Source organism: Virgibacillus oceani (genome assembly GCF_041521345.1).
GTDB classification, from domain to species: domain Bacteria; phylum Bacillota; class Bacilli; order Bacillales; family Amphibacillaceae; genus Virgibacillus_N; species Virgibacillus_N oceani_A.
Map to the genome: position 1 here is coordinate 60,599 of NZ_JBGOHB010000010.1, position 24,061 is coordinate 84,659.

17 protein-coding genes and 1 riboswitch are annotated in these 24,061 nt (G+C 39.5%); of the genes, 9 read left to right on the top strand and 8 right to left on the bottom strand.

The features are described 5' to 3' along the window. Positions 1-53 precede the first annotated feature (53 nt). Positions 54-164, top strand: a riboswitch (SAM riboswitch). A gap of 90 nt (positions 165-254) precedes the next feature. From ACDX78_RS09275 to ACDX78_RS09315, 9 genes are all read left to right on the top strand, one after another. After that, positions 255-1,073 carry a MetQ/NlpA family ABC transporter substrate-binding protein gene (locus ACDX78_RS09275; RefSeq protein WP_486027241.1) on the top strand — a complete coding sequence of 273 codons (819 nt, stop codon included), beginning with the start codon at positions 255-257 and terminating at the stop codon, positions 1,071-1,073. A gap of 279 nt (positions 1,074-1,352) precedes the next feature. After that, complete coding sequence (locus tag ACDX78_RS09280) at positions 1,353-2,369, top strand: methionine ABC transporter ATP-binding protein (protein ID WP_486027243.1); 1,017 nt, start codon at positions 1,353-1,355, stop codon at positions 2,367-2,369. 1 nt (position 2,370) lies between these two features. Beyond that, complete coding sequence (locus ACDX78_RS09285) at positions 2,371-3,033, top strand: methionine ABC transporter permease (RefSeq protein ID WP_486027245.1); 663 nt, start codon at positions 2,371-2,373, stop codon at positions 3,031-3,033. Between the two features lie 16 nt (positions 3,034-3,049). Beyond that, positions 3,050-3,826 (top strand): enoyl-CoA hydratase/isomerase family protein, encoded by a 777-nt coding sequence (locus tag ACDX78_RS09290; protein WP_486027247.1) that lies wholly within the window; start codon positions 3,050-3,052, stop codon positions 3,824-3,826. Positions 3,827-3,843: 17 nt separating this feature from the next. After that, positions 3,844-4,992, top strand: coding sequence for an alpha-hydroxy-acid oxidizing protein (locus ACDX78_RS09295; RefSeq protein ID WP_486027248.1), 1,149 nt, complete (start codon positions 3,844-3,846; stop codon positions 4,990-4,992). A 47-nt stretch (positions 4,993-5,039) separates the two neighbouring features. Then, on the top strand, positions 5,040-6,194 hold the full coding sequence (locus ACDX78_RS09300; RefSeq protein ID WP_486027250.1) for a CaiB/BaiF CoA transferase family protein: 1,155 nt from the start codon (positions 5,040-5,042) through the stop codon (positions 6,192-6,194). Between the two features lie 285 nt (positions 6,195-6,479). Continuing rightward, complete coding sequence (locus ACDX78_RS09305; protein ID WP_486027252.1) at positions 6,480-6,569, top strand: SEC-C metal-binding domain-containing protein; 90 nt, start codon at positions 6,480-6,482, stop codon at positions 6,567-6,569. Then, on the top strand, positions 6,557-7,126 hold the full coding sequence (locus tag ACDX78_RS09310; protein WP_486027254.1) for a hypothetical protein: 570 nt from the start codon (positions 6,557-6,559) through the stop codon (positions 7,124-7,126). Before ACDX78_RS09305 ends, ACDX78_RS09310 begins: the two co-directional genes overlap by 13 nt. A 125-nt stretch (positions 7,127-7,251) precedes the next feature. Beyond that, entirely contained in the window at positions 7,252-7,647 is a 396-nt protein-coding gene (locus tag ACDX78_RS09315) for a DUF4064 domain-containing protein (RefSeq protein WP_486027256.1), read from the top strand. Between the two features lie 48 nt (positions 7,648-7,695). On the opposite strand, the gene ACDX78_RS09320 is transcribed toward ACDX78_RS09315, so the two are convergent. From ACDX78_RS09320 to ACDX78_RS09355, 8 genes are all read right to left on the bottom strand, one after another. After that, positions 7,696-8,079, bottom strand: a complete 384-nt coding sequence (locus tag ACDX78_RS09320) for a COX15/CtaA family protein (protein ID WP_486027258.1) — start codon at positions 8,077-8,079, stop codon at positions 7,696-7,698. Between the two features lie 218 nt (positions 8,080-8,297). Further along, a complete protein-coding gene (locus ACDX78_RS09325; RefSeq protein WP_486027260.1) occupies positions 8,298-8,846 on the bottom strand; it encodes a DUF1697 domain-containing protein in 549 nt (182 codons plus the stop codon). A gap of 33 nt (positions 8,847-8,879) precedes the next feature. Next, positions 8,880-9,941, bottom strand: a complete 1,062-nt coding sequence (gene pdhA / locus ACDX78_RS09330) for a pyruvate dehydrogenase (acetyl-transferring) E1 component subunit alpha (RefSeq protein WP_486027262.1) — start codon at positions 9,939-9,941, stop codon at positions 8,880-8,882. 34 nt (positions 9,942-9,975) lie between these two features. Continuing rightward, on the bottom strand, positions 9,976-11,124 hold the full coding sequence (locus tag ACDX78_RS09335) for a Leu/Phe/Val dehydrogenase (RefSeq protein WP_486027264.1): 1,149 nt from the start codon (positions 11,122-11,124) through the stop codon (positions 9,976-9,978). An 831-nt stretch (positions 11,125-11,955) separates the two neighbouring features. Then, positions 11,956-13,098, bottom strand: a complete 1,143-nt coding sequence (locus ACDX78_RS09340; protein WP_486027265.1) for an acyl-CoA dehydrogenase family protein — start codon at positions 13,096-13,098, stop codon at positions 11,956-11,958. A 53-nt stretch (positions 13,099-13,151) separates the two neighbouring features. Then, positions 13,152-13,391, bottom strand: a complete 240-nt coding sequence (locus ACDX78_RS09345) for an acyl carrier protein (protein WP_486027267.1) — start codon at positions 13,389-13,391, stop codon at positions 13,152-13,154. 16 nt (positions 13,392-13,407) lie between these two features. Then, positions 13,408-14,352, bottom strand: a complete 945-nt coding sequence (locus ACDX78_RS09350; RefSeq protein WP_486027269.1) for an ACP S-malonyltransferase — start codon at positions 14,350-14,352, stop codon at positions 13,408-13,410. Positions 14,353-14,379: 27 nt separating this feature from the next. After that, entirely contained in the window at positions 14,380-24,057 is a 9,678-nt protein-coding gene (locus ACDX78_RS09355) for an amino acid adenylation domain-containing protein (protein ID WP_486027270.1), read from the bottom strand. Positions 24,058-24,061 lie beyond the last annotated feature (4 nt).

Genomic DNA, 24,061 nt, shown 5'->3' on the forward strand with positions numbered 1-24,061 from the left:
TCAAAAATATGATATATCGTATACATTAATAGTTGATAATCGAATAAGCAAATCTCTTATCAAGAGTAGCTGAGGGACTGGCCCGATGACGCTCGGCAACCGGTATGTGTAATGCATAACAAGGTGCTAAATCCTGCAAAACGTGATGTTTTGGAAGATAAGAGAGGACGACTGTAATGTATTTACAAGCCTCTCTTTTCTTTCGGAAAGAGAGGCTTTTTGTTTATCAAAATATCTAACAGGAGGAATGGAAAATGAAGAAAGCAGTATTTATTTACGGTCTTATATTATTGACAGGAGTGCTTGGCGCTTGCGGAAGCAGTTCAGCAGATAGTGAAGCACTGGATGAGGACAGTTTAGTAATCGGTGTAACCGCTGGACCGCATGAGCAAATAGTTGAAGTGGTTTCAGATGTAGCGGCGGAAGATGGCCTGGAGGTCGAACTAAAAGTGTTCTCTGATTATGTTTTGCCGAACACTTCTCTGGATGAAGGAGATTTGGATGTAAATAGCTATCAGCATCAACCTTTTCTTGATGCGTTTAACGAGGATCATGGTACAGACCTTGTTTCTGTCGGCAAAACAATTCTGAATCCGATGGGTGTGTATTCCGAAACATATGAAAATATTGATGATCTGCCGGATGGTGCAGCATTTGGATTACCGAACGACCCAACGAATGGGTCAAGGGCACTTTTCATTTTAGAAGAAGCAGGAATTATCGGGCTGGATCCAGAAAAAGCAGAGACAGCTTCCATTCATGATGTGATTGAAAATCCAAAGGGACTGGAATTCATTGAATTGGATGCAGCACAGATTCCGAATCAGTTAAGTGAAGTAGATGCTGCTGCCATCAATACAAATTTCGCGCTTGGTGCAGGCATAAGTCCTCGAGATGATTCTATTCTGCTCGAATCCACCAACTCGCCATATGTGAATTATATTGTAGTTCGTCCAGAGAATGCGGATGATCCAACGGTGGAACGATTTGTCAATGCATACCAATCTGAGGAAGTAAGGGAGTTTATTGAGGAAGAATTTGATGGGTCTATTATTCCGAGCTGGGATGAGTAATTTTGAAGAGTAATAGTATTTTCATAATATGCAGCGAAGTTTATAGGTCGGGAGCAGGAGGTTCTCATTGGGATCCCGCAATTCCCGGGCATTTGCCATGGCGGGGGGTGTGGGCCAGTTATTGTCGCGTGTTTTTTAGCGGTATTTTGGGGTTATCAGCGGGTCGGAGCTTTTTATCAGCGAATCGATCTTTTCGGTCCCCCTCCCCCTTGCTTCATCCCGGAAGCCGTATGCTCTGTAACAAAAGAACTCCCTATGTTTCAGTGAAAGGATGTCAATATGATTAGGTTAGAGAATGTATCAAAAGTCTTCCCCTCTAAAAACGGGGACGTTCAAGCGGTCCATAAAGTAAATCTTCGTGTTGGTAAAGGGGAAATTCATGGTGTGATTGGTTACAGTGGTGCTGGGAAAAGTACGTTAATTCGGGTTGTGAATGCACTGGAAAGACCTACTGACGGGAAAGTGTATATTGCTGATAAGGAAGTGACTGCACTAACGGATGAGGAATTAAGGGTCACCCGGCAGAAGGTAGGCATGATTTTTCAGCATTTTAACCTGTTAAAAACTGCTACCGTTTTTAATAATATAGCCATCCCGTTAAGGCTCTTAGGCTACAGCAGACAAGAAGTAAAAGAAAAAGTGGATAAATATTTGGCAATCGTTGACTTATCCGAGAAAAAGGATGCTTATCCCGCTCAATTATCCGGCGGGCAAAAACAGCGGGTGGCCATTGCTCGCAGCTTATCCCAGGAACCGGAAGTCCTGCTTAGTGATGAAGCGACAAGTGCACTGGATCCGGAGACAACAAATTCCATTCTTGATTTATTGCTGAAAATTAATCAGGAGCTTGGAATTACTATTCTGCTTATTACCCATGAGATGAATGTCATTCAAAAAATATGTGATTATGTGTATGTACTGGAAGATGGCGACATCATTGAAGAGGGAACAGCGATTGATTTATTTACAAATCCAATCGAGCCGACAACAAAGAAATTTTTAAACACCATTTCCCAGCGAAAATTATCGGACTCCCTCATTGAGCAATTAAAACTCAAAGGAACGGTATCCAGACTGACATTTGTTGGGGATAACGCGGGAGAACCACTTTTGGCAGAAGTCAGCCAACGATTTAATGTGCAGCCTAATATCTTAACAGCAAATATTATGGAATTAAAGAACGGTATTATCGGAAATCTTGTGATCCATCTCGTTGGGGAACATAAAAAAACAAGCGAAGCACTTGCCTTTTTAGAAGCGCAAGGTGTCCGTACAGAAGAAGTGGAGGGAAGCTAGCATGGGACAATTTATGGAGGATTGGCTGCCGATTATATGGGAAGCAACTGTTCAAACGTTTCAAATGGTGTCAATCGCCCTTGTACTGGCCATTTTACTTGGTATCCCTTTAGGTATTTTAGTTGTTTTGACGCGTCCCGGCCAGGCACTGGAAAACAAATGGGTCTATCAAGTTCTGAATCTCGTGATTAACATAGTACGTTCCATTCCATTTATTATTTTACTGTTTTTCATATTGCCTTTCACGAAATTCCTTGTTGGCACAACCATTGGCGTCCAAGGGGTCATCGTTCCGCTCGTCCTTTATACAGCCCCGTACATCGCCAGATTGATAGAAAATTCTTTACTGGAAGTAGATGCAGGTGTTGTCGAGGCGTATAAAGCGATGGGGATTAAAAAGCGGCAGATTATCTGGAATGTCATGCTTCGGGAAGCCCGGCCGTCCATTATTCTTGGGCTTACCATTGCCACGGTCAGTCTCATTGGTGCCACAGCCATGGCCGGTCTCGTTGGTGCCGGAGGACTTGGGGATCTGGCCTACCGTTATGGACATTTGCGCTATGAAGCAGAAGTCATGTATGCAACCGTCATCATATTAATCATTTTAGTCCAGGGTGTTCAATCATTTGGAAACAGGCTTGCAGCTAGATTAAAGAAGGATTAACGGGAGGATTTTAATTATGTCTAACGAATTGTATATCGAAAAAAACGGAGCCATTGCTTCGATCATCATTAATCGGCCGGAAAAAAAGAATAGCTTTAACCTTTCCATGTTTCAGCAGCTGGAAAACTTGCTTGATGAACTAAAAGATGATGAAACCGTAAAACTGCTTATCGTAAAGGGAGTGGATAGGACGGCATTTTCGGCCGGAGCGGATATTACGGAATTTCTCGAAGTCCGCTTGCATGCCGAAAAAGCCAAAGCGTACAATGATTTTGCCCTTGGAGCGATCGAAAAATTATACCGTTTTCCAAGACCAACGATTGCCCTCATTCAAACACTTGCCATTGGCGGCGGTTTGGAACTTTCCAATGCCTGTGATTTCCGGTTTGCAGCAGCCGGCAGCAAACTTGGCATTACTTCAGCAAATATCGGCATCGTTTATAATCTGACAAGCACAAAGCGGCTGTACAATCTGATTGGCCCAGCAAAAACAAAAGAACTTTTATACACTGCTAAACTGATAACTGCAGAAGAAGGAAATAAAATCGGTTTAATTGACCAGGTGCATCCTGCAGAAGAATTGGAAGAAAAAGGACTGGAATTTGCCGATCAGATTCTGAAAAAATCCCCTGTTGCCAATGCAGGTATTAAGCAAGTAATCCAGTCAATCATTGATGGTGAAATTGAGGAAACGAAAGCAATTGAAAAGGTCGTGCTTGATTCCTATAGTTCAGCGGATTACAAGGAAGGTATTCAAGCATTTCTCGATAAAAGAAAGCCAAATTTTATTTGAATAAAGAGGTGATTTGATTGTCCATTACAAAAAACAGGGATGCCTATTTTGATAATATAACTTCAGCATCTGCTGTTCCCTTCAGCTTTAAAGATCTGGAACAAGCAGCAAAACAAAAATTAGATCCGGCAGTATTTGGAAATATTCAATCAGGATCAGGTGCAGAGGAAACGCTGCGGAAGAACAAAGCATCTTTTGAAAAATATTCTATCCTGCCCACTTATTTAAATGACGTTTCCAGCCTGGATACGAATGTACAATTATTTGGAGAAACATATGAACATCCATTTCTGCTTGCACCTGTTGGCATGATGAAAATATGTCACAGTGACGGGGATCTTGCCGTTGCGAGAGCAGCTGCAGCTAAAGGGGTGCCTTTTATTCAAAGCACCGTTTCCAGCTATGCCATTGAGGAAGTAGCTGCGGCTAGCGCTGATAACCCAAAATGGTTTCAGCTCTACTGGTCCAATTATAAATCGATCTCCTATAGCATGGTGGAGCGGGCGGAAAATGCCGGATATAAAGCGATTGTTTTAACAATAGACACGCCTATGTTTGGCTGGAGGGAAACAGACATGAAAAACAAATTCTCTCCATTGAAAGAAGGATACGGAAAAGCAAACTATGTATCAGATGAAGTGTTTTTATCTACCCTGGCTGACGATGATAACGAAACAGTCATCAAAGAAATTTTAAAGAATATTCATCATCCAACATTGAATTGGCAGGATATTGCAGAGCTTAAAAGAAAAACATCCCTCCCTATTCTGCTTAAAGGTATTTTAAACCCTTGTGATGCCAAAAAAGCCATCGAAATGGGGATCGATGGGATTATTGTTTCCAATCATGGCGGACGGCAGTTGGATGGGGTTATATCTAGTCTCGATGCCTTGCAGGAAATTGCAAATGAAGTAAATGGTCAAATTCCTGTTTTACTGGACAGCGGAATTCGTCGTGGAGCTGATGTTGTAAAAGCACTTGCCCTGGGAGCGGATGCAGTATTGCTTGGAAGACCTTATGTCTACGGGTTGACAATAGCAGGTCAGGCTGGTGTGGAACAAGTTTTAGCTAATTTCATTCAGGACACACGGGTATCTCTTGCACTAGCTGGTGCAAGCAGCATTCAGGAAGCGAAACAGGTAACGGTGATCAAGGAAGGAAATTAAACCATACCCTCCCTGCCCTGCCACTAATAGAAAGGAGCACACAATACATGAAACAGGCACTGGAAGGCATGAAAGTAATCGACTTATCACAAGTGTTGGCGGGGCCTTATTGTACAATGGTCCTTGGAGACATGGGAGCCGATGTCATTAAAATAGAAAAATATCCGAACGGGGACGACACTCGTTCGATGGGCCCCTACATTGATAATGAAAGCTATATGTACATGATGGTCAACCGGAACAAACGCGGGATGCAGCTGAATTTAAAAGAAAAAGAGGAATTAAATACACTATACAAATTAGTGAAAACCGCAGATGTGTTTGTGGAAAACTATCGCCCCGGTGTAACAAAAAAACTCGGCATCGATTATGACATATTAAAAGAAATCAACCCGAATCTTATTTATTGCTCCATTTCGGGCTACGGCCAGACTGGCCCTTACAAAAATAAAGGCGGGTTTGACATTATGGCTCAAGGCCTTTCCGGATTAATGGATATGACCGGGGAAGAAGATGGTAAGCCAGTAAAAGTTGGCATCGCGATTCATGATATTGCCGCAGCCCAAACAGCCATCCAATCGATTTTATCTGCCTATATTCACCGGTTAAAAAATGGCGAAGGGCAATACATTGATGTTTCCCTTGTGGACTCCGGGCTTGCCTGGACCGTTTGGGAAGCTGCCGCGTATTTTGGAAAAGGCGAAGTAGCTACACGCAATGGCACTGCCCACCGGGTTTCCGCTCCTTATCAGGGATATGTGACAGAAGATGGCTATATATTAGTGGGGGCAGGCAATCAGAAGCTTTGGGAAATATTTTGCCAGCATGTCGTGGATAAACCGGAATGGCTGAAAGACAAACGTTTTCTTACCAACAGCCTGCGCGCAGAAAATAGAGAAGCATTGGAAATGGAGATTGAGCGGGTATTCAAACACGAAAATAGCGATTATTGGCTTGAATTGCTGGAAAAACACGGCATTCCATCAGGTCCTATTTTATCCTATGATGAAGCGCTGACGAATGAACATATAAAAAGCCGGGATATGGTACTGGAATATGATCATCCAATTGGAGGCAAAATGCAAACACTCGGATTCCCCGCTATATTTTCCGGTACACCGGGTCAGTTGACAAGACCCGCTCCCCTTCTTGGTCAGCATAATGAAGAAATTTTAGAAGCGTTGGGACACAGGATCAGGTGAGCTGTCCCACCTGGGAATTGGTACAATAAAATTAAATCTACCGTTTTCTTTTGGCTGAATATCAGCCTTCCGATACCCTTGGATTTATCAGCGCTCATGATAATATATCAGCATTCCAACGATCACAGCCCTTTACCATTTGTAGAGTTGGCAAGGAATACTCGAATCAGTCCACACATGAACGAGCAATTGGGACAGAAGACCTGTCCCCTTGTGCCACTTGTGAAAATCCATTATTTCCTGCATACCAAAACTATCAAACTTTATTATGCGGGGTGTGTGAAAATGAACAATCCGAAAAGAAACGATCCATGTCCATGCGGGAGTGGAAAAACTACAAAAAATGCTGTGGAGCTTCGAATGTGGTTGAACTAAGTCCTGAGCTGTACAATACGGAATTGGAAAACCTCCACGAAATGCTATTAGAATATACGATTACAAACTACGAGGATACAATAGAAAATATTTACTTTGAACATCCCCTGCCGGATTTATATCATAGCGAAGCACTAGAGGATGCATACATGGGCGGATTGATTCCGTGGATTATTTTACATGAAACCCCTCCTCACAAAGATCACACTACAAGCCTCGAAAATACTATTCACGATATCCAAAAAATCATGGAGGAGCAGGATTTTAAATCAGAGGAAGAAATGAATACGTTTCTGGATCAATTATTATCAAGTGAAGAAATTCCATCCCCTTCCTCCGACGAGCCCCGCTATATTGCGCAGGAGAAATTGGATAAGGCTCAACAAATAAAAGGGCCAAAACATGCAAAGAAAAAAGAGAAACTGATTAAAGAAGCACTGGAAATTCACCCAAGTAACCCGGACGCCTTTGTACTGCTGGCAAATGATGCAAAATCATCCCAAGAATATCATCACCTTGTCCATCAAGAGGGTCTGAATCAATTAGTTCGATCTTAATTTGAAATGCTTTCATTGGAATCCGTCCGTGCATTGCATTTTCAATATGTGTATCATATTCTATTATTCATATCTGTTGATTTTTGCTATATTATAAGTAGAGAAACCTTGTAGGAGGCTGTTGAATGAAACGGACTGCAGAATTAATATTAGGTATTATCGGAACTGCCATTGATTTTATATTTTTTGTTGCTCTGGGACTATTGCTGTTGCTTATAAACATTGGAGTTGGATGGTCGGGAGTTGAAGCGTATTTTGATGATGTATTGAGCGGCTTTATGTATTTATTGCTTGGTGCATTATGGATTCCCGTAATCAGTTCTTTTATCAGTTTTTTATTGGGGCTGATTGCCTTGCTTAAACTTTCAAGCAGACCGCGCCTTTCAGGTGGACTTTTTATCGCAGCAGCTGTGATAAGCAGCTGGCTGATGTTTTCGGGCATTCTGTTCCAATCCCTGTTATATTTAGCAGCAGGAATAATGTGTTTTGTGCGAAAAGAGACTGAAGAAAGTATAGAGTAGAGGGCTAATCCCCCTACTCTCATTCAGCTGATGTTATCCATGCCTCGATTACGATGTTCCAAATGAAAGCTTCCCTACAGGATAACGCCAAAACCACATTAAAATAGCCAAAAAGATCATCGCCATCAATAAATGAGCCGTAACCACGATGGCCGGCAGATGATAAAATACAACGATGGCACCCATAATCAGCTGCAAAGTCAATAGACCAAGCATCCAATTGGCCACCACCCTTGAACGCTTTTCCCTGTATTCCTTTTTCACTCTCCAAAATAACAGAAGCGTGAATATGAAAAGAACCGCTCCAATAACCCGATGCCTAAATTCGATTAATGTTTCTCCTTGAAGTTCGGGAATCACCTCCCCATTACTTAAGATCGGCGAGGTGGGCTGTCCCATAATGTGCAGATTAATAGAGTATAAAGCAATCATCATCAGTATCCCGGTTGCACATCCAGTCTAAAACCCTGCAGCAACGCCATTGATGTGCTGTAACAGGTGGTACGCGGAGACTACTCTCTAGACCAATCGACGCTAAAATCCCATCAAGTGCAGCGTGTGCTCACCCAACAATCGTTTGATTATACCAAGTTACCCTTCTTTGGACAACCTACTTTTTCATTTTTGAATATTTTAAAGCTTACATCAGGCTAACCTGAAACTGTCTTCTGCATAAGTTTGTATATTTTACGGGTTGTATTGACGTTTCTAATCGTCATTTTTTTGTATAAATCCGTACCAACGAGTTTTATTTTCCCGCTTTTGGCTGCATTTTCCTTATCAACCGACCACAGAATAGCTCCTGTTACGTATTTAACATAATCAATCCCAGGTTTAATTTGCAGTTTATCAATTACTGACTTATCATCAATTTCATCCCATAAAAACATAACACCACTTTTCATATGCTGATCATTTTTCCATGACTCCGGTAGAGAATTCATTATTATCTTGAACTCATCAAAAGTGCGAATTAAAACTTTAATTTGTAATCCGAAATCTTTTTGTATTGCTTCTTCTAGAATATGTGAAACTTCTAACTTTGAAAGGCTATCCTGTGTAAATATGATATTACCTGAATTAATGTATGTCACAACAGATTTCATACCTGCTCTTTCAAATGTTTTTTGAAGTAATTTCATATCAATTTTATTTTTCCCGCCCACATTTATCCCGCGAAGAAGTGCGACATAAACCATAGCTATTACCCCCTGGTTTTAACCCGACAACAGTCAATCATGTTCCGCTTCCATCAGCATTTTCTTTTGCTCCTGAATAGTCCAGGTCGGCTGTTCAAAAACATAATCAAACATATCGGCTATATTAGTTTCACCATAGTTCTCCATCATTTCTATTGCCTTATTTAATTCCAGCTCAATATCTGCTTGTATTTTTTTGATCCATTTCTCTTCCCATAAATTATTCTTTTTCATAAATCGTTCAAGCCGCAGCAAAGGGTCCTTAGCATCCCGCATTTGGTCACTTTTTTCCTGGTCACGATATTTCGTTGGGTCATCCGCCGTAGTATGTGCGCCAAATCGCCATGTCACAGCTTCAATAAGTGTCGGTCCCTTCCCCAGCCGAGCCCGTTCAAGTGCCTTCATCACGGTAAAATAAACTGCAAAAATATCTGTTCCATCTACCCGTACGCCTGGAATTCCATAAGCCTCTGCTTTTTGGGCAATGGTTTCGGAATTCATTTGCTTTTCCATCGGGACCGAAATAGCAAATCCATTATTCTGGTTAAAAAAGACAACCGGAGCTTTAAAAACGCTGGCAATATTCAATCCTTCATGAAAATCACCTTCCGATGTAGCGCCATCCCCAAAATAAGCAATAGCAGCATTTTGATTGCCTTTATATTTTTCAGCCATTGCAGCGCCTGTTGCATGGGGAAGATGAGTTGCAATCGGAACTGATGCAGGAAGTATATTTTTCTTTTTTGAAGGGAGGCTTCCTTCGATCCGGCCATTCCAATAAAGCAGGGTTTTATCCATATCAGCTCCAAAGGTTAATGCCGCTCCATGATCGCGATAGGAAGGAAAAAGCCAATCGTCCGTTTGAAGTGCCAATGCACTGCCAACCTGCGAAGCTTCCTGGCCTTCAAATGGCACGTAGGTTCCAATCCGTCCCTGACGCTGCAATGCTTTCCCTTTTCGGTCAAAAGTCCGGATACGCAACATGTGATAATAGTATGATTTTGATTTTTCCACCAGCATTTCCAGCTCGTAATCTTCTGTTATAACTTGTCCTGTTTCATCCACGATCCTGAATTGAGGATATTTCTCTTTCACTCTAATCCCACCCTTATTAAAATGGATTTTCACCCTATCCCCGAATATCCCATTTCGGACTGTGTTTCCGATTGAAAAAGTTATTCCGATTTTGCTGTTCTTCCATTCTTGACTGGCATTTGCGGTTTGCTGCTTCTACCGTAGTAATGCAATCGAGCTTTGCTTGGCGGTAGATTTCAAGAATCGAATGATAAATAGCTTTTGTTTTTAATAATACACGCTCCTTATTTGGTTCATACAATTCATCGGAAACTTGAATTAACCCCCCGGCATTAACAATATAATCCGGTGCATAAAGGATATTCTTTTTATCAAGCAACTCTGCATGACTGTTGTCATAAAGCTGATTATTTGCTGAGCCAACAATGGCCTTCACCTTCAACTGTGGTATTGTTTGATCATTAATCACTCCGCCCATCGCACAAGGTATGAAAATATCAGCATCTGTACTGTATATCTCTTCCTTGCCTGCAACTTCTACTGACCCCCCATTCACAGCTGTTTTATTTTTAAACTTATCAAGAATTCCCCTATCTACATCGCTAATAAATAAAGTTGCACCCAGCTTTAACAAATGATCCGCAATTTTATAGCCAACCTTGCCCAATCCCTGAATGGCGTAGCTTTTACTTTCCAATCGATCCTCGCCGAAAAGATACTGATTCGTCGCCTGTAATCCGTAAATAACACCCTGTGCAGTTGGTATGGATGAATCTCCTCCCCCGCCATAGGCTTCTGGAATACCGGTAATAAAATTGGTTTCTTTTGAAGCTTGTACAAAATCATTCATGGTTGTTCCCATGTCTGTTCCAGTATAAAATCTGCCATTCAATGAATCTACAAACTGACCAAACGAACGAAATAAAGCAGGACTTTTATCTTTTTCCGGATCACCAATAATAACGGCTTTTCCGCCTCCGAAATCAATATCTGCAGCAGCGCATTTATAAGTCATACCCTCCGATAGACGCAAAGCATCCTCCAACGCGTCATCCATCGTTTCATAGGGATACATTCTTGCTCCCCCAAGTGCGGGGCCAAGCTTTGTATCGTGAATAGCAATGATTGCCTGCAGTCCTGTTTTAGGATCATTACAGAACATGACTTGCTCATGATTTGCCATTTTTTCTAACATATTTATATTTTCCTGCTTATTTTTTTGGGAAAAGTCTACAACCCCCATGAAAAAGACACCTCCATTAATTTTCACTGGCTAAAAGCTGTATTTATGTATTAAAGTGCGTATTCAAAACCCCCATGTCTTACCAGACACCGCAAAAATCCCATTTTCTTATAAAAAGGATGATAAAAAGAACCGAGAAGTTCAGATCGCGGCGTAGCTTTGAGCATAAGATAAGCTTCTGTTCATTTACTTCGCACGCAGGAAAAGCGTATTTCTTTTCCAAGGAACGGAATGTATGCATTTAGATACATGAGTAGCGTCAAGCCAACGAGCTACCACAAAATGTGGTGAATTCGACGTTCGACACAAATCTTTACGGTGGGGCAAGCATTTCAGCGTAGGCCCAAGACGTGTCGGTAATTAGTCGAAGCTCCCCTGTCGAAGTGTCATTTTTACCGGACTTTTTGAACCACTTCTTAAAACTATAAGTGATTATCCCACTAGCTCAGAATCAGTGTTCTTACCGTTGAGGCACACAAAGTAATTAAGCTTCTGAACAATTCACCTTTGAATTTCTGCCTGTTTACGTTCATAAGAAAAGTTATTCTGAGCAAAAGGGATACTCATTAAACTATATAACTAATTAATAATTTAATAAACTTTATCTCGTGCCTGACTACAACATGGAAAGAAAACGTACCGGGATAATTACATTAGCCAAAAATGCAGTCATGGTATAATTCACCCGTATTCAGAGAAGGCGGCTCCACTTAATCCACGTCACTCGCCCTAATCATGCCTCCCCGCAGAAGCCGGGGAGAGCTCAAGACACAGTCTGTACATTGCCAAGCAGGTGGTTTTACCTATGCTCCTTATATTACTCATTTCTTTTTAGGAGCTAATCCATCCCATATTGGCATTAGCTGCAATTAATACTTCATGTATCTGGGAAGTCCCTTCAATGACTTCATTTATTTTAGCATCACGATAGAACCTTTCTATATCGTAGTTTTGGATAAAACCGTTTCCTCCATGAATCTGCACTGCTTTATCCGCTGCACTGACACCCATTTTAGAAGCAAAATATTTGGCATTCCATGTCTCCATAATGGATTCAGCAACATTCATTTGCTTTAAATAACCTGCATAATAACACATTAGCCGAGCAGCCTTAACTTCTACAATCATTTCTGTTAGCATCTTTTGAACTAATTGATTTTTGTTAATGGATGCACCGAACTGTTTTCTTTTTCCGGAATAAGTAAAGCTCTTCTCCAGGCATGCTTGCCCCAAGCCGACACATCCCCAGGCAATGGTGTATCTTCCATAATCCAGCGAATTCAAAGCAACATGGGAAAGACCCATACCTTCTTTTCCAATCATATTTTCTTTTGGAATGACACAGTCTTCAAAATGTAATTCTGCCAGCATAGATGCTCTGTTGCCCATTAACCCACTCATGGGAACAATGTCTAACCCCGGCGTATCTGCTTCCACGAGAAATACGGTGGGATTGTTGTTGAGTTTGGTTACCACCAGGAATAAGTCAGCCGCTTGTCCCATTGTTATCCATTTTTTTTCGCCATTAATCATGAAACTGTCATTTTTAACTTCAGCCTCGCATGTAACACTTTTGGCATCACTGCCTGCACCGGGTTCCGATAATGCAAAAGCACCAAGCAGGCTTCCATCTGTCATAAGCGGTAAATACGTTTTCTTTTGTTCTTCCGTTCCAAATCTTTCAATTGCTATTGCCACCATGCCATGAACGGTGAACATTGCTCTTGTAGATGAACATACTCTTCCTATTTCTTCATTTAGCAGACCCAGCGTGATAGGATCCCAGTCTTTTCCTCCGTATTCTTCCGATATCATGGAACCAAGATAACCTGAACGGTGAATTTTATCCATGATTTCCTCTGACAGCCATTCATTTCTGTCACTTTCAGCCGCAAAGGGAGCTATCTCTTCTTCTGCAAACCTTCTGAATTGCTCTTTTAATTCTTTTTGGTTATTTGTCAGTTGTATTTCCATTTCTTCCCCCTTACCTTTTTTTACTTTAGTAACTTTTTCATCTTCCTTAAGAACTATTGAACTTGCTTTTGTTCTAAAAAATTGGATATAGTGTCAATCGATTTGAAATTACTCAAATCCAGTTCATCATTGCTTAATTGAATGTGAAATTCCTGTTCTATAAACATGACCAACTGCATTGCAAAAAGCGAATTAACATAACCTGTAGAAAACAAATCTTCATCATCACGCAACTGATGATCGCCAAAAAACTGCTGCAAAAATTCCCGAATCTTTAATTTTGTATCATTCAATTTCATGACCCTCTTTTCATATTTTTAACTTGTCCAATAATCGATTTAATTTATTTAAGGTAATGAATTCATGCTCATCCACAACAAGCCTTGACAGCTTGGTTAAAGAGCCGTCCGTACTTACATCAGCAAATACTTCAGCTCCTCTTTCGGCAGCATTATTCAATGTTTTCATCCATTCCATCTTACTGTACATATTTTTGATTATTTCCTGCTTTGCTTCTGTTCCTTTATAAAGTAATTTTTGACTGTAAGCAGAAAGAATAGGAACCTCTAAATCTCTGAAATTTATAGATGCCATTACTGCTTCTAAGTCTTCTATACCATCTTTAGTAAATCGGGAGTGAAACGCAATAGGCGAATTCAGTTTAGAAGCCTGCAGAGCTCCGGCCTCCATACTCAGATCAACGATCTCCTCTATTGCTTCATCTACTCCTGAGATGGTAACACAGTCATCATTATTCACAATGGAGATCTGAACACACTCAGACAGATTCTTTTTCACAATTGTTTCCGCTATATCATGTTCTGTCCTTCCAATAATGATAGCCATGTTTTCTTTTTGTTTGGAATGCTTTCGCCTATACCTGCTTATTCCATTTAGAATATCCAATCCATCTTCAAAGGAAATGGCTCCATTACAGGCTGCAGTTGTAATTAGACCCATACTGTAGCCTAAAGACATAGACGGTATATACCCGAAGGAAAGATAGGACCGATAAATACTATGGTTTGCAGCATAAATTGCCATCCAATCCAGCTCCGGGTTATCTTCTGTATAAATGTCCGTGTCACAAATATATGACCATAGATCATATGATAGTTTTTCATTCACCACATGGCATAGTTTCTTCACTTCACCCAGCTGCGTACTGTTCAACATCGCAATTGATTCTTTATAATTGGCACTGATTCCCTGAAAGATCATAACAACTTTTTTATTTCCTTGTCTTCTTTCCATTATTCTTCTCCTCTGAGGTAAACTGTATTATTTCGGTTTCATAGTAATGATGCTGCCTAGATGATGAACATACTTCTGAAGGGCTTCTCTAATTATTGTCTTCTTATCCTCCTCACAAAATAAATGTATCTTCAATCCTCCCTCGTGAAGCGCCACATTAATTTCTGTAGACAAATCGCCTTGTTCTCCCCCGAGCGCTTCATCCTCTGCTTTTGAATCATAGATAGCTGAAAAATTAAATATTGGTACTTGAATCGCGTTTGTATAGACACCTTTTAAAGCTTTACTAATTCTTTTATACTGCTTCTCAAAGTCCTTGTTCTCCAACAGTGTTGAAAAATTAATATTCTTTCCGCATGCCAAATTAATGAAGTCATGCACTTTTTCCATATCAAATTTTTCACCTTTTTTTATTACTAATGGCAATACATCAAGAAACTCTCCAACCGTATTGTAGTAATTATTTACATTATTTTTTCTGTCTTGATACATCATGACAAAAGGTACTTTTTCCATATCAAAGCTGCTTTCCAAAATGACCTGGAAAATATTTAAGGAAACTTCCCAGGCGTTTTCTTTGATTTGCTCATAAATGTCTTCCGATAATTCGAGTGATATAGTGGTATTTCTAAAAGATTTGTTTTTAAATGCTTGATTATACAATTTTATACGCTTCGAAAAATCATTAAGACGAAACTTTTCCATAAGCTCTTCTTCAGATATATCCTTTGGACCTGAGAGCACTTGGCGGACATAGGTATCATATCCGGTAACTTCTTCCAAAAGTTCACCGTTGTCAGCATATGCCTTTTTAATATTTGCTTTTATGATCTCCATGCTCATTCCATCAAATATGAGATGATTAAAAGGCATATAAATTTTGTACTTTGCACGATCTAATTTAACTATAATCACCTTATACAGAAGCTGATGCATCATTTTTTCTTTGCTTTCCAAGTTCTCCTGATATAGATTGTCCACGATGAAATTTATGGCCTGTTTTTTCACTTTCTCCGTTGTGTTTTCCAGGTTTACATAAGGTATATTTAGATGCTCCGGCATGCCGTGTTCTTTCATTTCCATTTTCCCGTCTGACATTACTAATTTGGTTCTCAGCAATCCCTGTTTATTGATCACACTAACGATACTTTTTTTCAGCAGCTTCACATTTACCTCATGATTAAATTTCATAATTGCACCGCTGTACGTCCTATTTGTCTCCCACGTAATCTTTTGGATGGAAGATGTGGGAAATACTTTGGTTGCTTCCACACTCAATATCATATCGTTAAATTCATTTATCTGTTTTGTCAGTTGTCGTTTGATTTCATTGATTCCCGTATAGACAACTTCTGCATTTTCTTTCTCCGCTTGAACTGCCGATGAGTCCGGAGCTATACAGTTTAAATAAATGGACCTTATCGTTTCATAGTAAAAAAGGTCTTTAATGGAAATGTCAAAGTTCAATTTTCTTAGCTCCGTATATATCTTGGCAATTCGTATGGAGTCTGCTCCCAATTCAAATAAGTTATCCTGCACGCCAATCTGTTTCAATCCCAATACCTTTTTGCAAATGTCCTTTATCGTTTGTTCGGCTTCATGAACTTCCTCATCCTTAGAAGCAGTGGTTTGTATATTTGTTTCGATATCCGGAAGTCTCTCCCTGTCCACCTTTCCATTTATAGTAAATGGAAGAGACTCTAATCTGATGAAATAAGACGGTATCATATAGTTTGGAAGGGTCTTCCTCAATGTTTCTCTTAAATCAGCAACACTGATTTCATCCTCCGATACAAAATAAGCACAAATATATTTCATCCCATTTATTTCTTTATCCGCTATAGCAACTTGGGATATGGATGATATGTTCAGCATCTGTTGTTCTATTTCACTCATTTCAATTCGGAATCCCCTGATTTTAACCTGATGATCCATTCTTCCTAAATACGCTATATTTCCGTCCGGCATCCACCTGGCAACATCCCCTGTTTTATAAAGTGTTTCGCCTGTTTTATAAGGATTTTCTATAAATTTCTTCCTTGTTAGGGATTCGTTATTCAGATATCCGCGGGCTACACCAGCTCCGGATACACATAATTCACCTTCAACACCGGCAGGGACCAGCTTATGATCTTCATCCAGGATGAGAACACGATGGTTTGATATCGGCCTTCCAATCGGTATGCTTCCTTTACTTTTATCTGAGAGCGGATAAAAGGTTGTACAAACTGTATCTTCTGTCGGTCCATATGCATTAATAACTGTCATCTTCTTCAATAAATGGCTAATTTGATTCTCTTTCACTTCACTGCCGGCTACGATTACTTTCTGCAGGCCATTATCCGCATCAAGCTCGGCTGCGATAAATGGAGGCAGAGTTACTGTCGTGATCTGATTGCTTTTTATATAATCATTGAATAAATCCGGACTTGTAATTACATCCTTTTCCGGTATATAAAATGTGTTTCCAAGCAAAAGTGTCATGTTTAATTCCCAAGAAAATGCATCAAATGCCATACTGGCAAATTGTAATATGTTTTCATCTCCGCTTATTTCAAGTTCCTGCTTAAACCAATTTGTCAGATTAATGACCCCTCTTTGTTCAAGCATGACCCCCTTTGGCTTCCCGGTAGTCCCTGACGTGTAAATAACATATGCCAAGCTGTTTAAATTACTTTTGTTATCTATTTCTTCCACTTCATTCGCATACAGCTCTTCATCTTCCAAATAAATGAACTCACTGATGGCAAGTTCTCTTTGTTGCAGAGATTTTCTGGTGGTTAACAACATTTGAACTCCACTATCGCTAAGCATATAATTGATGCGAGCTTCAGGATATTCTGAATCGATGGGTAAATATGCTGCTCCTGCCTTTAATACAGCAAGTATTCCAATTACCATTTCAAAGGACCTGTCTGTCATCACCGGCACAATGGTCTCCGGCCCAATTCCCTTATCTCTTAACAGCTTAGCCAATGAATTTGCCTTTTTATTTAACTCGCTATAGCTCATTTTTTGGCCATCATATACTATTGCAGGCTTATCCGGGTTTTTCTTCACGTGATAGTCAAATAATCCTTGAATTGTAGCCTTCATGTCCAAAGGAACATTCATGGAATTAAAATCTTCCAATAAAACGTTTCTTTCCTCATTCTCCAGCAATTCCAGTTCATCAATTTCAAGTTCAGGATTCTCCATTATTTGATCCAAAATACCGGCAAAATGATCTTTTACCTTACTGACTGCCTTCTGATCATAAATGCCGTCATTATAATCAAACGCGATGACAAGTTCATCTCCAGATATTACCTTCAGGTTGAAGCTGTAGTTTGTCTCTTCAATAGACGTAAATTCGCCAATTTGTAAACCCGCGTCTTCAAGTATCCCGTCATTAATCAAGTTTTTATCTATGGGATAATTTTCAAATACCATTAATGTATTGATTAAACTTGATTTAACCTCTGTATTCTTTTGAATTTCAGCCACAGAGACATAACGATACGGTTCATTCTCATCTAAATCAGCTTTCATTTTCCTGATTATTTCTGTATATCGTTTTTCTTTCGTTGTGTTTACTCTTAATGGTATCGTATTGATAAATAAGCCTACCATTTCATCAATTTGATTAATTTCTGTCGTCCTGCCGGAAACAATAAACCCAAATACGATATCTCTAACGTTATTGTACCGCTGCAGCTGGATTGCCCAAATACTTTGTAAAATCGTATTGACTGTGACATTGTTAGTTCTTGCAAATACATTTAATTGATCCGTTTTCTCTTTACCCAGACTCCAAATGACCTCTTGGCTTCTTCCCTGACTGATAGATGACTTTTTAAAAGGTATTTCAATATGATTGTTATAGCCGGTCAAATAGTCTTTCCAAAAACCGACCGCCTTCTCTTCATCCTGTTTCTTCAGCCATTCAATATATTTTTGATAAGGAACCACCTTTTCCGTAAACTGAGGTGCACCCACCTTGTAATTGTTGTATATCTGAAATAACTCTTGGGTAATGATACCAAAGGACCAGCCATCCAAAATAATATGATGGTTGCTCAGGATCAGACTAAATTCCTTTTCATCAAGCTTTATTACAAACAGCCTGATTAAAATATCCTTAAATAAGTCAAAACCTCGTTTTCTATCCTTCTGCAATAATTTGTGGACATAGCGTTCCTTGTTTCCTTTCATCTTACTGATATCAAAATATTGCAGTTCCGGAACTCTGTTTTTATATACAACTTGCATATTCTCATGAAAACTGCTGCTGTCAAAACTCGTTCGAAAAACATCATGACGAGCTGTCAAGTCCTGAAAGCTTTTGTTCAGGATCTCGACATCTAGGTCTCCTGTTAATGAAAGCTGCATACTGACATGGTATGCCTCTCCACTTTCCGATAAAGAATGGAAAATCAGTCCTTCCTGCATTGGGGAAAGCGGGTAAATGCTTTGAATATTATCCATAGCATCTTCATAAGACTGTAATTGTACTGGCATTATTGCTTCGTCTGTAACATCTGAAACGGTAACCTCCACTTGTTCTTTCGATACACAATGAGAAATGATAGACTTGACGTTATTCATATAATCTTGTAACAGTTGATCGATGTTTGTATCATTAAATTCTTCGCTGCTGTAATTCAAAGTCAAGTTAAATTCCCCGTTTGCAATAAAAGCAACAAAATCCAATGGATACAATCGTATACTGTCTTTACTGGCGGAAGTTCCTCCGGATATCTCAGACAATGTAAAGTTTTCACCGGATATAATATGGTCAAACTGTCCCAAATAATTGAAGCTTACATCCGGTTCAATTATTTCTCCCAAATCATATTCCGTTAAATACTTCAGAATACCATATCCTATCCCTTTATTCGGGACTTTCCGCAATGTATCTTTTGTCCCCGCAATCAGTTCTCCCAAATGTTTAAAACTGCTCAAAACTACCGGGTACTGACTTGTAAACCATCCAACTGTTCTTGTGATATCTACATCCTTCACGATTGGCTCCCTGCCATGAGATTCCAGGTTCAGCACGATTTGATTGGTGTGATTAAATTTGCCTAAAGTAAGGGTTAAAGCGGCAAGTATAATATCGTTTATTTCCGTAGAATATGCTCTATTTACTTCCGTAAGCAGCTTATCTGTAAAACCTTTGTCTAAAACTGCTGTTTTGGTGCTCATTGTATGCCCATGAAGTTTTTTGGATTCCTTAATCTGTTGCGGCTTCCTCATATCATAAGCGTTTAAGTTCTTCCAATACGCAAGCTCCTTCTTCATCTGATAACCTGCGGAAAAATCTTTTTGTCTCGCCGACCATTCTTTAAAAGATGTGGTTTTTGCCGGAAGCACTATCTCCTGTTTGAGTTTCAGCCCATTATAAATCCTATCAAAGTCTTCCACGATAATTCTCCATGACACGGTATCTACAATAAGATGATGAATTGCTATCAGCAGATGATCCCCTTTATCGGTTTTAAATAATCCCAATTTGACTAATGGGCCCTTGTCCAAATCCATGCTTGCCTGTATATCACTGCATAAGTCATTGATTTCTTCTTTATTGACGTCTCTTCCGGTTAAATCATGCACAACCATGTCATAGAGCTTTTCTGATGTTTCTTTAATTCTTTGCTTTCCATCTGTAAATACTGCTCTTAATATGTCATGATGTTTGATAATAGTTTCAAAGGCTTGCTGCAGCCACTGTTGATTAAAGCCTTCTTCACTAAAAAGCATCAGTTCTTGATTAAAATGATTCTTCACTAATTTATTTTGTTGAAAAAACCATTGTTGAATCGGTGTCAGATCAACCTCACCTGTTACTTCCCCCTGATCTATTTCTCTGTCATTCTGTTTAACATTTCCGCTTAATTCTTTAATGGTTGGGTTTCCAACTAAATCTTTTAGCTCAACATCATATCCCTCATTTCTGATTCGGGCTATAATTTGTATTGCTTTAATTGAATCTCCGCCCAAACTGAAAAACTTTTCATTTATTCCAATTCTATTAACGCCCAGTACGCTTTTCCAAACCGAGGCAATGACCTGCTCCACTTCATTTCCTGGTGCATCATCATGGAAATTTGTCTCCGTATGTTTACCTGGCAGCGGCAGTTGTTTTTTGTCTATCTTCCCATTAAGCGTAAGCGGCAATGACTCCATCCTTATAATCCAGGCAGGAATCATATAATCAGGTAAATGCTTTTTCAGCTCATCTTTCATTTCTTCACGATCATAATTTGTTTCTGAGCTGTAGTAGGCGCAAAGATACTTATCATCCTGCTCCTCTCTGGATACTACCGCAGCTTCCTTCACCCCTTGAAGCTTCAACAGCGCATTTTCTATTTCTCCAGGCTCAATTCGGAAACCTCTTATTTTCACCTGCTGGTCCATTCTCCCTAAATATTCGATATTTCCATCAGGCAGCCACCTGGCCTTGTCACCGGTTCGATACATCTTCTGACCCGGCAAAAAAGGATGGTCAACGAATTTCTCTTTTGTCAGTTCTTCCTTATTCAGATAACCTGCAGCCAGCCCATCACCCGATAAACATAGTTCTCCTTCCATTCCAATAGGAACTAATTCGAAATTACTGTCTAAAATATATGCCGTTGTATTCGAAATCGGAGAACCGATCGGAATTGTCTTTTCTTCGTTCACAGGAGAACTCATACGGTATGCTGTAGAAAATGTTGTATTTTCTGTTGGTCCATACCCATTTATAATCGTAAGACCAGCAGCTGCTTTTAATGCTCTATTTACATATTTCGGATATAATACATCACCGCCAACAAGCAAGGTTCTTAATTCACTGAAAGTTTTCGGGTTTACTTCCGTTACTTTATGAAACAATGCAGGAGTCAAAAACATAGTTGTGATTTTATTTGCTTTCAGAAAATCTTCCAACAGGTCATAGTCCAGTATGGTATCCTGATTTGCAAGATAAAGTGCAGCACCGTTCAGCAAAGGTCCCCAAATTTCAAAAGTGGAGGCATCAAACGTAATCGATCCTGTCTGCAGCAGCCTGTCATCCTCTTTTATATCAACATAATTCGTTTCTTTCACCAGTCTGGCAATACTTTTATGCTTTATATCTACTCCTTTGGGATTTCCTGTTGTTCCGGAAGTGTAGATAACATATGCCCGGCTCGTCGCATCATTTATTATTTCAGGGTCATTTATATTGCCGGTATAGGCACTATTTTTGGTAATATCCAGCAGCTTCGGAACAACTAAAAGCGCATTCCGATTCTCTGTATCAGCTAATACCATTTTGACATTGCCATCATGCAGCAAGTAGTTTATTCTGTCTTCTGGATATGCGGGATCAATTGGCAAATATGCTGCTCCAGCTTTTAGAATAGCCAATGTTCCAATTACCATCTCGAGGGATTTCTCTACCATAATGCCTACTATGTGCTCTTTTTCAATTTCTTCTTCTTTCAGCGTATGGGCTAGTCTGTTCGCCTCCCGGTTTAGATCCTCATATGTTAAATGTTTATTTTCAAAGACCACCGCTGTATTGTTTGGCGTTTTTTTGACCTGTTTTTCAAACAGTTCCGCCACTGTATTATTTTTTGGATATGCAGTTTTTGTATCATTAAAGGAAACGAGCATTTTATGCTTTTCTTCCGGATTATCCAATTGGATATCCTGTATCTTCACCATACTATTCTGCATAATTTGATCCATTAAATTTTCAAAGGAATTCATTACTTTGGAAACATCTTCTGTGCTGTACACTTTTTCGTTATATAAAAACTTTATCTCCATTTCTTTATTCGGCGTCACCACAACAGTGAAGTCATAGTTAGTTTCATCGATTACTGTGTTGCGAAAAATAGAATGGTTATCACTGTTCAGTGTCAACTCATTATTTCGTTCAATTTCTTCTTTTAATTCACCTTCATCCAATGGAAAGTTCTCAAATACAAAAAGACAATTTATAAGATCGTTTTTGAGCCGGCTGACGTTTTGTATCTCTGCCAGGCTTAAATAATCGTATTGGCTGTTTTTTAAAATTCTCCCTCTTACAGCCTGCATCAGTTCTGTAAATTGTGTATCGTCTGGCACTCTTACGCTTAGGGGAACCGTATTGATAAATAGCCCAAGAATGTTTTCTGCTCCCTCTAATTCGGGACTTCTTCCCGAGACAACATAGCCATATACAATATCACTATTATTTCCGTATTTATGAAGAAGAATGGCCCATATACTTTGTAAAACCGTATTAAGGCTTACTTTATGTTTTCGTGCCAATTTCTCCATGGATCCTGTCTGTTTCTTATCAAGGGTCAAGCTTAATTCTTGTTTAACTGTTTCATTATTTTTATTCTCTGTGCCAAATGGCACTTTAACAGGATGATTAATTTTTTCCAGGTTGGATCTCCAGTAATCCTTCGCATTTTCAAAGTCTTTGGTCTTTAACCATGCAATATAATCAGAGTATGGTTTTCCATCCTCCAAATCAGCCGGGATTCCATATTTCAATTCGTTATATATGCTGAAGAGCTCACGTACAATGATACCGAAACACCAACCGTCCATCAGAATATGATGGGCATTAAAAATGATGTAATAATGCTTTTCATCTGTCTTAACCAAGGTTAATCTTATTAGCATATCGGTACTTAAGTTAAATCGTTCTTGTTTCTGTTGTTTAATTAAATCATCAACAAGTTTTTCTTTCTGCTTATGCTGCTCTGTAAGGTCCAGATATTCAACTTCAGCCTTTCTCTTATTAAAAATAACCTGCATACTTTGCTTAAAAGAAAAGTAATCAAAAACGGTTCTTAAAATATCATGCCGGTCTATCACCTTGTTGAATGCTTGTTCTAAGATTTTCTCATCGACCGAACCCTCTAATTGTATACTCGAAACGATGTTGTAAGGATCATCTTTTTCGAGCAAAGTGTGATAAAGCATTCCTTCCTGCATCGGTGCCAGCGGATAAATTCTTTTAATGTTACCCAGACTGTCCTGATAAGCCTGCAGTTCCTCCAAAGTGATATCTCCATCGGTCAGATCAGAAGTCGTAACAACACTATCTTCTTTTTTCAGGCAATGATCCATAATTAAAACGAGAGAATCTTTGTAGTATTTCATTAAGCCTTCCATTGTCCCGTCGTTAAATTCTTTATTACTGTAGGTGAAGGAAACTTTTAAGCTTCCCTCTGTGAATACTCCTAAAACAGTCAATGGATAGAATGCCTGGCCATTGTTTAACTTAACTGCTTGAAACATACTGTCATTTTTGCGGGGATTTCCCCTCCATAGATAGGTAAATTGTATTTCCGGCTTTAAATTAACATTCAATTTTTCCTCGGATAAATACTTAGCCAGTCCATAAGACATTCCACTATCGGGGATGTTTCGCAACATATCTTTTGTGTTTTTAATGGTGTCCGCAATATTAACATGGTTTGTCAGAATCACTGGATATTGCGTTGAAAAACACCCGATTGTTCTGGTGACATCTATACCTTCCAGCCTCTCTTGCCGGCCATCCGTTTCAACATTAATTAATGTCTTTTCTTCTTTTGTCCAATTGCTGATTGTCATTGCCAGAGCTACCAGTAAAAGCTCTCTCGTTTCCGTGTTGTACGCTTTATTCATCTTTTCCAGCTGCCTGGTATTTTGTTTACCGAATTCAAACATTTGCTGCCTGCGAGTTGATGACGTTTTAATTTGCACATCCATGTTT

What these genes read in the sequence shown, in the direction of transcription:
- ACDX78_RS09355 (WP_486027270.1), bottom strand. Translation starts at nt 24,057, where the DNA reads ATGGATGTGCAAATTAAAACGTCATCAACTCGCAGGCAGCAAATGTTT.
- ACDX78_RS09275 (WP_486027241.1), top strand. Translation starts at nt 255, where the DNA reads ATGAAGAAAGCAGTATTTATTTACGGTCTTATATTATTGACAGGAGTG.
- ACDX78_RS09285 (WP_486027245.1), top strand. Translation starts at nt 2,371, where the DNA reads ATGGGACAATTTATGGAGGATTGGCTGCCGATTATATGGGAAGCAACT.
- ACDX78_RS09350 (WP_486027269.1), bottom strand. Translation starts at nt 14,352, where the DNA reads ATGGAAAGAAGACAAGGAAATAAAAAAGTTGTTATGATCTTTCAGGGA.
- ACDX78_RS09325 (WP_486027260.1), bottom strand. Translation starts at nt 8,846, where the DNA reads ATGGTTTATGTCGCACTTCTTCGCGGGATAAATGTGGGCGGGAAAAAT.
- ACDX78_RS09280 (WP_486027243.1), top strand. Translation starts at nt 1,353, where the DNA reads ATGATTAGGTTAGAGAATGTATCAAAAGTCTTCCCCTCTAAAAACGGG.
- ACDX78_RS09340 (WP_486027265.1), bottom strand. Translation starts at nt 13,098, where the DNA reads ATGGAAATACAACTGACAAATAACCAAAAAGAATTAAAAGAGCAATTC.
- ACDX78_RS09335 (WP_486027264.1), bottom strand. Translation starts at nt 11,124, where the DNA reads ATGGGGGTTGTAGACTTTTCCCAAAAAAATAAGCAGGAAAATATAAAT.
- ACDX78_RS09315 (WP_486027256.1), top strand. Translation starts at nt 7,252, where the DNA reads ATGAAACGGACTGCAGAATTAATATTAGGTATTATCGGAACTGCCATT.
- ACDX78_RS09290 (WP_486027247.1), top strand. Translation starts at nt 3,050, where the DNA reads ATGTCTAACGAATTGTATATCGAAAAAAACGGAGCCATTGCTTCGATC.
- ACDX78_RS09305 (WP_486027252.1), top strand. Translation starts at nt 6,480, where the DNA reads ATGAACAATCCGAAAAGAAACGATCCATGTCCATGCGGGAGTGGAAAA.
- ACDX78_RS09300 (WP_486027250.1), top strand. Translation starts at nt 5,040, where the DNA reads ATGAAACAGGCACTGGAAGGCATGAAAGTAATCGACTTATCACAAGTG.
- ACDX78_RS09320 (WP_486027258.1), bottom strand. Translation starts at nt 8,079, where the DNA reads ATGATTGCTTTATACTCTATTAATCTGCACATTATGGGACAGCCCACC.